Origin of the sequence: Mesorhizobium sp. L2C066B000, from assembly GCF_000502335.1 — a bacterium.
In the GTDB taxonomy this organism is placed as follows: Bacteria; Pseudomonadota; Alphaproteobacteria; order Rhizobiales; family Rhizobiaceae; genus Mesorhizobium.
Genome location: NZ_AYWZ01000001.1, coordinates 1363859 through 1375764, shown reverse-complemented (window position 1 = coordinate 1375764; position 11906 = coordinate 1363859). Strand labels below are relative to the sequence as shown.

The following is an 11906-nucleotide window of genomic DNA, read 5'->3' as shown; positions in this document are numbered from 1 at the left end:
TTCCCCATGCCATTCAAATCATTCGACGAACTGCGCGCCGCCTGTCTCGATCTGCCTGCCGGCAGCGATACCGCCGCCAACGCCGTCGCCCGCCGCCAGGACACGCTGACCAAGCCTCAAGGCAGCCTGGGCCGGCTGGAAACTCTCGCCGCCTGGCTGGCGCGCTGGCAGGGTCGCGACATGCCGAAACTGGACCGCGTCAAAGTCTTCGTGTTCGCCGGCAACCACGGTGTGACGGCGCAAGGCGTTTCAGCCTTTCCCTCGGAAGTGACGGTGCAGATGGTGGCGAATTTCGCCGGCGGCGGCGCCGCCATCAACCAGCTTGCCCGCATCGCCGGCGCGGAACTCGACGTCATCCCGCTCGATCTCGATCATCCGACCGGCGACTTCACTGACGTGCCGGCAATGGACGAAAAAAACTTCCTCGCCGCCGTCTCGGCTGGCTATGACGCGGTGACGAAAGACCTCGACCTCGTCTGTTTCGGCGAGATGGGCATCGGCAACACCACGCCGGCGGCCGCCATCTCGACCGCCCTGTTCGGCGGCGGCGCTGAAAAATGGACCGGGCGCGGCACCGGCGTCGACGATGCCGGGCTGAAGCGCAAGGTCATCGCCATTGAATCCGGCCTCAAGCGCCATGCCGACGCGCTGTCCGACCCGCTGAAGATCGCCGCCGCCCTTGGCGGACGAGAACTCGCCGCCACCTTCGGCGCCACGCTCGCCNCCCGCCGCAACAATGTCCCGGTGCTGCTCGATGGCTTCGTCTGCACGGCCGCGGCAGCGCCCTTGGCGCGGCTGCACCCGTCTGGCCTCGCCCACACCATCGCCGCCCATGTCTCGGCCGAATCCGGCCACCGCCGCCTGCTCGAAGCGCTCGGCCTGCCGCCGCTGCTCGACCTCGGCATGCGGCTCGGCGAAGGCTCCGGCGCCTGCCTAGCCGTCAACATCGTCCGCTCGGCGCTGGAGTGCCACACGGGCATGGCGAGCTTTGCCGAGGCTGGTGTTTCGGAGAAGTAGCTAGAGCGATTTGACGGGAGGGCGCCGGCCCGAACCTTCACTGACCATCGTCGGGCCGATCACTGGCATTCCGGGCTGGTGGCTCGAACAGCACGGCCGCTGAAAGATTCCCCACCTGGGGGTTGGCCCGCTGCTTCTGTGGTGGGCTCTTTTTACTGGCACTATTCGCCGCCGTTGCCGACAAAATGTGATTGACGTAACGGTGACCAGGCGCAATCATTACGGATTGTGCAGGGTGAGGGCGTTTTCAATGAAACTCGTTGTCTTTGGCGTAGCAATAGTATTGGCCGCTACCGGAGCAGCTGTTGCGAAAGAGAAGAAAAAGGTGGCCACCGCTCAGGCTACAACCTCGTGTTCTACAGCTCATAAGAAGGCTGGCAGCAAGCCGACCGCGAAACCGGATTGCAAATCGACAGGCACCGTGTTTGCGCGACCGTCAAATAGGGCCGAAAACTTCCTGGATCATTATAATCCGCGCTTAGGGTATGACACCAGTCCGTGGTTTCAAACTGGCTTTAATTGATGGCGGCTTCGGCTTCCGGGCCTTTCTTAATCCAGCGCGGCCTTCCCTCCTTCGCCAAATAGCGCACCGGCTTACCGGCCGCCGAGTTTACGGCAAACCTGCCCCATGATTGAGGCATGTCGAGGCGCGTCAACGCGTCCGGCATTCCAAGGTCTTCCACCAACTTTTCTAGAAATTTGGTGGGTGCGCACAGGATTGAACTGTGGACCCGCTGATTAAGAGTCAGCTGCTCTACCAACTGAGCTACGCACCCACTCGACCGGTAAAACCGGCGTTGGCGGGCATATAGCCGCCGATACCGGTCCTGTCCAGCCCTGCCGGAATCATTTCCCGACAAATCGCTGAACTGCCGCAGGCGGTCACACGAACAGCCTGCCTTCCGCCACCTTGATGGCATGGCCGCCGATGCGCGCGGAGGCCAGTTTTCCGCCTTCGACAGTGAGTTCCAAGCGGATACGTGACGGGCGGCCCATCTCCAGCCCCTGCTCGATCCACAGCTGCGAAATGCCGTCGGTGGGCGCATCGAAATGCATGATGGCGCCGGCAAAGGCCGCCGCCGCCGACCCGGTCGCCGGGTCTTCATAGGACGGCGTGCCCGGCACGATCATGCGGACATGGAAGGCGCTGTCATGGTTCACCGTCTGGCGGCAATAGACATACGGGCTGGCGAAGGCCCATTCGCTCTTGCGCGGCGCCAGTTCCGACCAGGCCTGGTTGTCGAGCTTGATCCGGCCGGCAGCCTCCAGATTGGCAACCGGAATGGTGACGTAAGGCACGCCTGCCGACCAGAACGACACCAGGTGATTCTCGAAGCCGATCTCGTGCGGCGCCAGCCCGAGGGCGGCGCCGATCGCCTCCGGGTCGGCATCGAGCTTCAGCGGCTCCGGCAGCTTCGCCATGTCGAACTCGGCAAAGGTGGCGCCATCGTGCCGGCTGACGGCGCAGCGCACCGGGCCGATATTCTCCTCCAGCACGAAGATGCCGGCTTCGCCCTCGCCTGTCAGTTCGGCCAGCGCGATCGCGGCGCCAACTGTCGGATGTCCGGCGAACGGCATCTCATAGTCGGGCGTGAAAATGCGGATGCGGTTGCGATGTTTTGGATTGTCCGGCGGCAGTACGAAGACCGATTCGGACAGGTTGAACTCGCGCGCAATGGCCTGCATGGCGGCTGTATCCAGCCCTTGGCTGTCGAGCACGACGGCCAGCGGATTGCCGGCCAGCCGTTCCGTCGTAAACACATCGTAAAGCAAGTAATTGCGCATCTGCATCTTGGAAACCTTCCGCCTCAATCCGAACATGGCCGAAATTTAATTTGATATTCGAACCACCAAGCCTGATCTGTCCACCTATAGGGACATTACGCTTTCATAGGGGTCCGGCGTGGACCAGCTTGTCAATCTGCCAAAGACGGAATCGGATTCCGCCATCGAGGCGGCGCTCGGGCTTGATCAGAGCGGCGTGCGCAAGACGCGCCGCCGGGGCTGGCTCTACGCGCTGCTGGCGCTGATCGCACTTGCCGCCGGGTTGGCTGGCTACCAATGGTTTGCCGGCTCCCCGGCCAAGATCGACTACACCACCACGCCGGCTACCATTGCCGACCTCACCGTCGCGGTTTCGGCGACCGGCACGCTGCAGCCCCTCACCCAGGTCGACATTTCAAGCGAGCTGTCCGGTATCATCCGCTCGGTCTCGGCCGAAGAGAACCAGCAGGTCAAGAAGGGCGACGTGCTGGCGACGCTCGACACGGTGAAACTCGAGGTCCAGATCGAACGCGCCGAAGCCTCGGCCAAGGCCGCTGCCGCCAATGTCGAGGACGCCACGGTAACCCTGAAGGAGAACGAAAGCGCCCTCACCCGCGCGGCCGAACTGACCAGGCGTGGCATGGCGACCGATCAGTCGCTCGAGGCGGCGACTGCCACGCGCGACCGCTCCAAGGCGGCGCTCGATAGTGCGCAGGCCAATCTCGCCATCGCCCAGGCCGATCTCAAGGCGCAGCAGACCGACCTTGCCAAGAGCACCATCTATGCGCCGATTGACGGCATCGTCTTGACGCGTTCCGTCGACCCCGGCCAGACGGTCGCCTCCTCGCTGCAGGCGCCGGTTCTGTTCATCATCGCCGCCGATTTGAGGAACATGGAATTGGTGGCGGCGGTCGACGAGGCCGATATCGGCGCGGTCAAACCAGGCCAGCATGCACGCTTCACCGTCGATGCCTTTCCGGAGCGGCCGTTCGACGCCGAGATCCGCGACATCTCCTACGCCTCGGTCACCACCGACGGCGTCGTCACCTACAATGCACGGTTGGAAGTCGACAATAACGAGCTTTTGCTGCGGCCCGGCATGACCGCCACGGTTTCGGTCGTCACCAGGCAGGCCAAGAGCGTGCTCACCGTGCCGTCCACCGCTTTCCGCTACCGCCCGGCGCAGCAGGCCGCGCGCGCGTGGAGCCTCAGCGATCTGTTCACCGGCCGCATGAGCCGTGGCGGCAACCGCCGCCAGCCGGTGAAGGCGCCCACCGACGGCTCACGCACGCTCTATGTGCTGGAGAACGGCCGGCCGCACCCGGTCAACGTCAAGATCGGCTCCACCGACGGCGAACTGACCGAGATCACCTCCGGGCTGGATGAAGGTGCAGAGGTTATCACGACCTCGCAGCTGCGGAGCTGACGCCATGGCCGCGGGCCTCATCGGTTTCGACACGGTCTGGAAGAGCTATGGCCAGGGCGAAGCCAAGGTCCATGCGCTGGCCGGCGTCGACCTCGCCATCCAGCGTGGCGAATTCGTCGCCATCATGGGCCCGTCCGGTTCGGGCAAATCGACCGCGATGAACATCATCGGTTGCCTCGACACGCCGACGGCCGGAACCTACTCCTTCATGGGCATCGACGCCGGGCGGCTCGACCGCAACCGCCGGGCGCTTCTGCGCAATCTCTATATCGGCTTCGTCTTCCAGGGTTACAATCTGTTGCCGCGCACCACGGCGGCGGAAAATGTCGAGCTGCCGCTGATCTATCGCGGCGCGCCGGCCCGCGAGCGCCGCGATCTTGCCATGCAGGCGCTGGCGGAGGTCGGCCTGGTCGGGCGCGAACATCACACGCCGGCCGAACTCTCCGGTGGTCAGCAACAGCGCGTGGCGATCGCGCGCGCCATCGTCACCAGGCCGACGCTGCTCGTCGCCGACGAGCCGACCGGCAATCTCGACACCGCCCGCACGCATGAGATCATGGAGTTGTTGACGCGGCTGAACCGGGAGCTCGGCTTGACCATCGCCATGGTCACCCACGAGGCCGATGTCGCCGATTATGCCGAGCGCACCATCCGCTTCCTCGACGGCCACGTCGCGTCCGACACGGCCAAGTCGGAGTTGGCGTCATGATCTGGGAAACCGTCCGCCTCTCTCTGCGCTCCATCCGCCGCAATGTGCTGCGCTCGTTCCTGACGCTGCTCGGCATCGTCATCGGTGTCGCCGCCGTCATCGCCATGCTGACCATCGGTTCGGGCACCACGGCCAAGGTCAAGTCGGACATCGCCAAGCTCGGCTCGAACCTGCTCGTCGTCCGTTCCGGCCGCCCGGCAGGCACCGGCGGACCAGGCGGGCTCGACCAGGCGGTACGGCCTCTGGCCGACAAGGATGTAGCCGCCCTCGTAGCCCACCTGACCGGAGCGCGCGCCATTGCGCCGGCGTCGCAGAAACAAGTCCGCGTCATTTTCGGCACCGAGAGCCTGACCTCGGGCGTCACCGGCACCGACAGCGCCTATCTCGACGCCCGCGACTGGAAGCTGGTGTCGGGCCGCCCGTTCTCGGATTCGGAAACACGCTCCGGCACCGGCGTCTGCCTGATCGGCGAAACGGTGCGCCAGCAATTCTTCGGCGCCGGCGAACCCGAGGGCGAGATCATCCGCGTCAACCGCACCTCGTGCAAGATCATCGGCCTGCTCGAACCCAAGGGCTATACCGGCTTCGGCCAGGACCAGGACAATGTCGTCTTGATGCCGCTTGCCGCCTATCAGCGCCGCATCGCCGGCAACCGCGACATCGACAACATCTACGTCGCCGCCGACGACCGCACCCCGACCACCGAATTGCAGCCGCGAGTCGAGGACATTTTGCGCGACACCCGCCGCATCACGCCGGACCGCGAAGACGATTTCTCGATCCGCGACATGACCCAGATCGCCGACGCCATGGCCAGCGCCACCACCACCATGACCGGCATGCTGGGCGCCGTCGCGGGCGTCAGCCTGCTGGTCGGCGGCATCGGGATCATGAACATCATGCTGGTCTCGGTCACTGAGCGCACCCGCGAGATCGGCATCAGGCTCGCCATCGGCGCGCATGAAAAGCACATCCTCATCCAGTTCCTGGTCGAGGCGACGGTGCTGTCGCTGCTCGGCGGCATTATCGGCATCCTGATCGGCCTGGCGCTGGCCGGCCTCGCCTCGGCAACGCTGGCCATACCGTTTGCGCCGAGCCCGGCGGTCATCCTGCTCGCCGTCGGTTTTTCGGCGCTGATCGGCATGGTGTTCGGCTTCTTCCCGGCGCTGCGCGGCGCCAGGCTCGACCCGATCGACGCGCTGCGCCACGAATAAGCGCCAGATCAGCTCCACCGCAACCAACCGCTATCCACAAGGATGGGTGCTTGTCGACATCGGCAATACTTGTTGTCGTCCGGTCTGCGATGCTAATTTTAGAGCAAAGCATCTGGTCAAGGAGTGGCAATGAGCAAGAGGGCGCGGCTGATTCTGACGATGGTGATCATCGAAGGCGCCCTTGCGGGACTTTGGTGGTATCTCGCCCGCTACGGCATGGCCAATCCCGATCGTGTCACCGCCGATTTTCAGGCAGTCGTCGGCCAGACGATGGGCATGGTCATGGGTGGATTGCTGGGCATCGGCGTCATCCTGTTCCTCGTCGCCGCCCGCAACGACCGCAAGGCGGCGCAGAACAATCCGCGCCGTTAGCCCCCGCCACCGCCAAAATGCCACTCGACCAGCGGCTTCATATGCGGTGCCAGCCCTTCCGGCAGGTCGGCGGCGTGGCGGATGATCACCGGCCCCTCGATCTCCGGCTCGGTCTCGGTCGCGACGAAGGCGCCGATGCGCCGCGCAATCTCGTCGGCCGGCGCATCGAGGTGGTAGCGGCGGAAGAGGACCGTGCCGGTCGAAGTCGACAGCGCATGGTAGCGCTTGCCGCGCGCAGCGCCTGTCAGGTCAAGCCCGGTCTCCTCGCGCACTTCACGGATCATGTTGAAATCGACATCGACGCGGCCATCGCGAAAATCGATCGGCTCGAACGAGCCGGCAGCGAAGTAGACACTGCCGGCCGGGACCGTGTGCGCGCCCATGCGGATCGCCACCAGGGCGTTGTCGCCGGCGACCAGCATGGCGTGACCATAGGCATGCTCGGCGCCCGTCCCCTGCCGGTTCTTTCGCCACAGCAGGAAGGTCGAGTACTTCACCGCGTGACAACGCCCGACGATCCGGTTGTCGCGCCAGGCGAGCGCCGAGAGCAGCACCACCGTGCCGTCGAACAGCGCCGGATTGGCCGTAACCTCACGCCGCCAGTTGTCAGTGATCGCCTGCGCGTTGTCGCGCTCGAACGGATGCGGGCCGGGGTCGAGCCGGACGTCGATTTCGTCGACGGGCAGGATGACGTTGCGCGGCAGGTCGAAGCTCACCGTGCTCAAGCCATGTCCAGGGTAATTGCGACGGGACAATGGTCCGACGCCTTCGGCCGGTCCCAGCCGGCGCGCGGAAAGCGCTCCACCGCCTGTCCGGCCGGAAAGATGGTGCGCCAGGGCTGGCCGTTGCGGATGATGTCGGGAACCGCCGTCGCATTCTTCGCCGCCAGCCCTTTCGACAGCAGGATGTAGTCGAGTTGGCACAGATGCCGCTCCTTCGGCCCGCGCGTGTGGTAGAAACTCCAGCGGTCCATCTCCGGCCGGCGTTCGACGACATTCTCGCAAAACCCGCCGGCGGTGAGCACATCGATACAGGACTGGCTCTCGTCGATCACCTGGAAGCGGTAGCCGTCGACAGCGTCGCCCTCGATCTTCACCCGCTGGCGGTAGTCGTTCATGTCGCCGCAGATCGCCCAGTTTTTATCGGCTGCGTGCTCTTTGCCGAAGCGCTCCTCGATGATGCGGCGCACGGCTTGCGCCTCGGCGATGCGCACCGGCATCGTCGCCTCGCGGCCGTCGAGCCCATTGCGCGGCGAGCCCATCGATTTGAAATGGACGAGGTAAAGCGTCAGCGGCACGCCGCCGACCTTGATGTCGACCTCCAGGCAATCGCGCCGGAAGATGCGTTCATTGGCCAGGTTGCCGAGCGCCTCGAGTTCAGGCGTGTGCAATCCGAACTGCTCGAACGTGACATAGGCATGGCTGGTCATGCGCACGAATTCGATCGGCTGACCTTGCGCTGTCTCGTTGCGCATCATCAGGGCAACGTCGATGCCGCGCGAATCATTGCCGGCGGTGGTGTATTTCTGCCGGTAACCCTCGCCCACCATCTTGAAGAGATAGCCATACTCGAACGCCTTCAGCGCCTCGATGTTGTCAACCTCCTGCATGCAGATGATGTCGGCGCGGGTGGCGGCGATGGCGAGCGCGGTCAACTGGCGCGTATCGTCGGACTGTGCGATGGCGCGCGCCTGCTCCAGCATCCGGTATTCGGCTTCGCTCTGGATGTCGAAAAGCGCCAGCGTGCGGTCTTCGTTGAGCTGGTTGCGGAAGCCCGAGAAATCGAACCTGTTCATCAGGTTTTCGACATTGAAAGTGGCGAGGCGCAGCGACATGGGCTGACCTTTGCCTGCAAGCGCCCATGAAAACAAGGGCTGCTCGTCATGGCTGATGGAACCTTTCCGTTCATCCTCCGTTCAGACGCCAAGGTCCATCAATAGGCCACTTCCCTGGGGTATCCGGGCGTGGGGCCTGTATCACTTGGAGAGTGCAATGAGCTCGCTCTTTTCGTCCACAGTCAAATCCGGGCTGTTAGCGCTCGGTCTTTTCTCGGGTCTCACGGCGCCATCCGCCGCCGGCCCGATCCTGCAGCCGGACTTGTCGGTGCCGGCAAGCACCGCATTGTCTGACATCACACCGGTTCGCGACAGCTGGGCGGGCGGCAATGACCGCCGCTCCTTCAACGATTGGCAGTGGCGCCGCCACGACGGCCGTCACTTTGCCCGGTCAGGCAACTGGAACAACGGCAACTGGAATGGCGGCAACTGGAACGGCGGCGACAACTGGCGCTGGCGCCATCACCGTCACCATCGCGGCCGTGATTTTGACAGCGGCGCCGCAGCAGTTCTCGGCCTCGGCCTGGGTCTCGGCCTCGGCAGCATCTACAACAACGGCTACTACAACAACGGCTATTACAATGACGGCTATTACGTGCAGCCGGCGCCCCGCCGCTATTACCGCACGCAGCGTCTGTCCAGCGCCCATGTCCAGTGGTGCTACGACCGCTATCGGTCCTACCGGGCCTGGGACAACACGTTCCAGCCCTATGGTGGCCCGCGCCAGCAATGCTGGTCGCCCTACAGCTGAACTATAAACGACAATACACGACGGCGCCGCCCCATCGCGGCGCCGTTTTCATTTGGGAAAGACGGCTGGTCTCGGTCACCGCTAACCATATGTTTATCGGCTCAGCCTATCCGTGATATCGTGCCCCATCTGACGATCGCGCCGATCCGGTCGCGAAGGACGTGCCGTCATGGCCGACAACGAATTGCGAAACAAACACCGGCAGCGCGTGCTGAAAGGCGCGACGATTCTGACCGGCCTCACCAATTCCGAGGTCAAGTGCACGGTGCGCAACATGCATGCCGGCGGCGCCGAGCTGAAAGTGTCTATAGACGCGCGCGTCCCGGACGAGTTCCTGCTCTATGTGCCGGTCGACGGCATCGGCTACAAGGCCATCGTGCGCTGGCGCCGCGACGACCGCATCGGCGTCGAGTTCACCGGCACCGAGCCGAAGCCCCATTGGCACTATGGCTGAGTATCCTGATCGATAAACCGGCATGAAAGAGCCGGCGGATCGCTCCGCCGGCTCTTTGCTCCCAATCCCGACGACTGCGGGTTAGTTCTTGGCCTTGTCGACCAGCTTGTTCTTGGAAATCCAGGGCATCATGGCGCGCAGCTTGGCGCCGACTTCCTCGATCTGGTGGCTGTCATTGTTGCGGCGGATGCCCTTGAAGCGCGACATGCCGGCGCGGTATTCCTGCATCCACTCCGAGGTGAATTTTCCGGTCTGGATGTCTTTCAGCACGCGCTTCATCTCGGCCTTGGTCTCGGCGGTAATGATGCGCGGGCCTGAGACATATTCACCCCATTCGGCGGTGTTCGAGATCGAGTAGTTCATGTTGGCGATGCCGCCTTCATAGATCAGGTCGACGATCAGCTTGACCTCGTGCAGGCACTCGAAATAGGCCATTTCGGGTGCGTAGCCGGCCTCAACCAGCGTCTCGAAGCCGGCGCGGATCAGCTCGACCAGGCCGCCGCAGAGCACGACCTGCTCGCCGAACAGATCGGTCTCGCATTCCTCGCGGAAATTGGTCTCGATGATGCCCGAACGGCCGCCGCCGACGCCGCAGGCGTAGGACAGAGCGAGATCGAGCGCGTTGCCGGAAGCATCCTGGTTGACGGCGACCAGGCACGGCACGCCGCCGCCCTTCTGGTATTCGCCGCGCACCGTGTGGCCGGGGCCTTTCGGCGCGATCATGACGACATCGACGGTCGACTTCGGCTCGATGAGGCCGAAATGCACGTTGAGGCCGTGCGCGAAGGCAATCGCGGCGCCGTCACGAATGTTTGGCGCGATTTCGTTTTTGTAGATGTCGGCCTGCAATTCGTCAGGCGTCGCCATCATCATCAAATCGGCCCATTTGGCAGCGTCCGCCACGCTCATCACCTTGAGCCCGTCAGCCTCGACCTTCTTGGCGGTCGCCGATCCCGCCTTGAGGCCGATGGCGATTTCCTTGGCGCCGGAATCCTTGAGGTTGAGCGCGTGCGCCCGGCCCTGGCTGCCATAGCCGATAATGGCGACCTTCTTGCCCTTGATCAGATTGAGATCGGCGTCGCGATCGTAATAGACACGCATCTTTTGCTTCCTTCCCGTAGAGATTAGAGGCCTTGCGGCCCGGTTTTTGCTCCATAAAGAGCGAGAAACTGCTGCGTCGCCCGGGCGGCATCGCCGCCGATCGCCGCTTCAGTCAATTCCAGCCTGTCGCCGAGCAGGAGACGGATCTGCACGTCGCGGGCGACCAGCCCGAAAAAGGTCCGGAACGCCATTTCGGCGTCCGTAAAGTCGAGCAGCCCGGCCTGCTTGCCGGCAAGCAGCACCGGCTTCAGCCGTCTGGCCAGCGCGAAACGGCCATTCTCCAGCACGATGGCGCCGAGATCGTCCTTTCCGGATCNAGCCAGTCCGAGGCGAAGCCTTCCAGGCTTGCCGTCAGCGAGGCAAGATCCAGCCGCTCACCGTCGACCGGCACCACGCGCACTTTCGATGCCTGCCACTGCACGGTCGCCGTCAGCAGTCCGTCGCGGTCGCCGAACCATTTGTAGAGCGTTTCCTTCGAGCAGCTGGCGCGGCGCGCCACCGCCGTCATGGTCAGATTGTCGCCCTCCTCGACCAGCAGCCGCAAAGCCGCGTCCAGGACGGCCTTTTGCCGCTCTGTCAGCACTTCGCTGGTATCGATGTCGGCGCTTGCCTGCAACAATTTCCGCCCATTCGATGAGGTCGCCGGGTCGCCTCAAACGGCGTACCGTACGTTACGGTTCGGCATATTGCGCAATCCTATGCTCGACGCAAGGGGTCAGGTAGAAAAATCGTCGACGTGAGAGCCGCCGAGCAAACCACGAGATTCTGACGGATCAATCATCGGCGGGCGGATGGCGCAGCTCTCCAAGCAGGCTCGCCAGTATCTTCAGCTCCTCCGCGGAGAGTTTTGCGCCGACCAATTCCGCAATCGACCGTCCATAGACAGCCCACATCCGTCGCCTGGTCTCACGGCCCTTGGCCGAGATGCGGATGGTTTGGCCGCGGCCGTCGTCGGCAACCCTGAGTTTCTCGACCAGTCCTTCGGCCTCGAGCCGCGCCAGAAGCCGCGAGATATTATACTGCGCAAACAGAGTGCGCTCGGTCAGCTGAAATGGCCGCAGCCCGCCCTCACCCGCCTCGGCGAGTTCATGCAGCACGTCATACCAGTCGAGCGGCGGCAAGCCGCTAGTCTTCAAAGCCTCTTCCGCCTTTTCGATGAGCTGGCGCGAAACCCGCATCAGGCGGGCCCAGGCCTTGACGGCTTCGGGCGAAGGCGTGGTTGTTTTGGCCATGACCCATTCTAGGCGATAGATGCAGTTGCATC

General features: G+C 63.8%; 14 protein-coding genes, 1 tRNA gene and 1 pseudogene. 8 read left to right on the top strand and 8 right to left on the bottom strand.

The window, feature by feature from the left end:
* The first annotated feature begins 6 nt into the window (after positions 1-6).
* Positions 7-1017, top strand: coding sequence for a nicotinate-nucleotide--dimethylbenzimidazole phosphoribosyltransferase (gene cobT, locus X733_RS159575; protein ID WP_023817991.1), 1011 nt, complete (start codon positions 7-9; stop codon positions 1015-1017).
* A gap of 250 nt (positions 1018-1267) precedes the next feature.
* A complete protein-coding gene (locus X733_RS1000000169405) occupies positions 1268-1540 on the top strand; it encodes a hypothetical protein (RefSeq protein WP_155924157.1) in 273 nt (90 codons plus the stop codon).
* Here the strand turns inward: X733_RS1000000169405 and X733_RS1000000170485 are convergent.
* From X733_RS1000000170485 to X733_RS159585, 3 genes are all read right to left on the bottom strand, one after another.
* Positions 1533-1685, bottom strand: coding sequence for a hypothetical protein (locus X733_RS1000000170485; RefSeq protein WP_023817990.1), 153 nt, complete (start codon positions 1683-1685; stop codon positions 1533-1535). The genes X733_RS1000000169405 and X733_RS1000000170485 overlap by 8 nt on opposite strands.
* Positions 1686-1717: 32 nt before the next feature.
* Positions 1718-1793 (bottom strand) — tRNA-Lys (locus X733_RS159580).
* Positions 1794-1899: 106 nt separating this feature from the next.
* Entirely contained in the window at positions 1900-2808 is a 909-nt protein-coding gene (locus X733_RS159585) for a PhzF family phenazine biosynthesis protein (protein WP_023741649.1), read from the bottom strand.
* A 112-nt stretch (positions 2809-2920) separates the two neighbouring features.
* On the opposite strand from X733_RS159585, the gene X733_RS159590 reads away from it, so the two are divergent.
* From X733_RS159590 to X733_RS159605, 4 genes are all read left to right on the top strand, one after another.
* Positions 2921-4207 carry an efflux RND transporter periplasmic adaptor subunit gene (locus X733_RS159590; protein WP_023741650.1) on the top strand — a complete coding sequence of 429 codons (1287 nt, stop codon included), beginning with the start codon at positions 2921-2923 and terminating at the stop codon, positions 4205-4207.
* A gap of 4 nt (positions 4208-4211) precedes the next feature.
* On the top strand, positions 4212-4916 hold the full coding sequence (locus X733_RS159595; RefSeq protein WP_023685174.1) for an ABC transporter ATP-binding protein: 705 nt from the start codon (positions 4212-4214) through the stop codon (positions 4914-4916).
* Positions 4913-6130 carry an ABC transporter permease gene (locus tag X733_RS159600; RefSeq protein WP_023685173.1) on the top strand — a complete coding sequence of 406 codons (1218 nt, stop codon included), beginning with the start codon at positions 4913-4915 and terminating at the stop codon, positions 6128-6130. Before X733_RS159595 ends, X733_RS159600 begins: the two co-directional genes overlap by 4 nt.
* A 129-nt stretch (positions 6131-6259) precedes the next feature.
* Complete coding sequence (locus X733_RS159605; RefSeq protein ID WP_023817989.1) at positions 6260-6502, top strand: hypothetical protein; 243 nt, start codon at positions 6260-6262, stop codon at positions 6500-6502.
* On the opposite strand, the gene X733_RS159610 is transcribed toward X733_RS159605, so the two are convergent.
* Together X733_RS159610 and X733_RS159615 are read right to left on the bottom strand one after the other, a co-directional pair.
* Positions 6499-7218 (bottom strand): hypothetical protein, encoded by a 720-nt coding sequence (locus X733_RS159610; protein ID WP_023817988.1) that lies wholly within the window; start codon positions 7216-7218, stop codon positions 6499-6501. The two genes, X733_RS159605 and X733_RS159610, sit on opposite strands and share 4 nt — an antisense overlap.
* Before the next feature lie 5 nt (positions 7219-7223).
* Positions 7224-8336, bottom strand: coding sequence for an endonuclease/exonuclease/phosphatase family protein (locus X733_RS159615; protein ID WP_023817987.1), 1113 nt, complete (start codon positions 8334-8336; stop codon positions 7224-7226).
* Positions 8337-8493: 157 nt separating this feature from the next.
* Between X733_RS159615 and X733_RS159620 the strand changes: the two genes are divergently transcribed.
* Both X733_RS159620 and X733_RS159625 read left to right on the top strand, forming a co-directional pair.
* Entirely contained in the window at positions 8494-9087 is a 594-nt protein-coding gene (locus X733_RS159620) for a BA14K family protein (protein WP_023817986.1), read from the top strand.
* Positions 9088-9256: 169 nt separating this feature from the next.
* Complete coding sequence (locus X733_RS159625) at positions 9257-9541, top strand: PilZ domain-containing protein (RefSeq protein ID WP_023685169.1); 285 nt, start codon at positions 9257-9259, stop codon at positions 9539-9541.
* An 81-nt stretch (positions 9542-9622) separates the two neighbouring features.
* On the opposite strand, the gene ilvC is transcribed toward X733_RS159625, so the two are convergent.
* The 3 genes and pseudogenes from ilvC to X733_RS159635 form a co-directional block, all read right to left on the bottom strand.
* Entirely contained in the window at positions 9623-10642 is a 1020-nt protein-coding gene (ilvC, locus tag X733_RS159630) for a ketol-acid reductoisomerase (RefSeq protein WP_013531065.1), read from the bottom strand.
* A gap of 23 nt (positions 10643-10665) precedes the next feature.
* Positions 10666-11261, bottom strand: a pseudogene (locus X733_RS01000000165930) (TetR/AcrR family transcriptional regulator).
* A gap of 154 nt (positions 11262-11415) precedes the next feature.
* The gene (locus tag X733_RS159635) at positions 11416-11874 is read right to left on the bottom strand and encodes a MarR family transcriptional regulator (protein ID WP_023698360.1); all 459 of its coding nucleotides are present in this window, start codon (positions 11872-11874) and stop codon (positions 11416-11418) included.
* Positions 11875-11906: the final 32 nt, after the last annotated feature.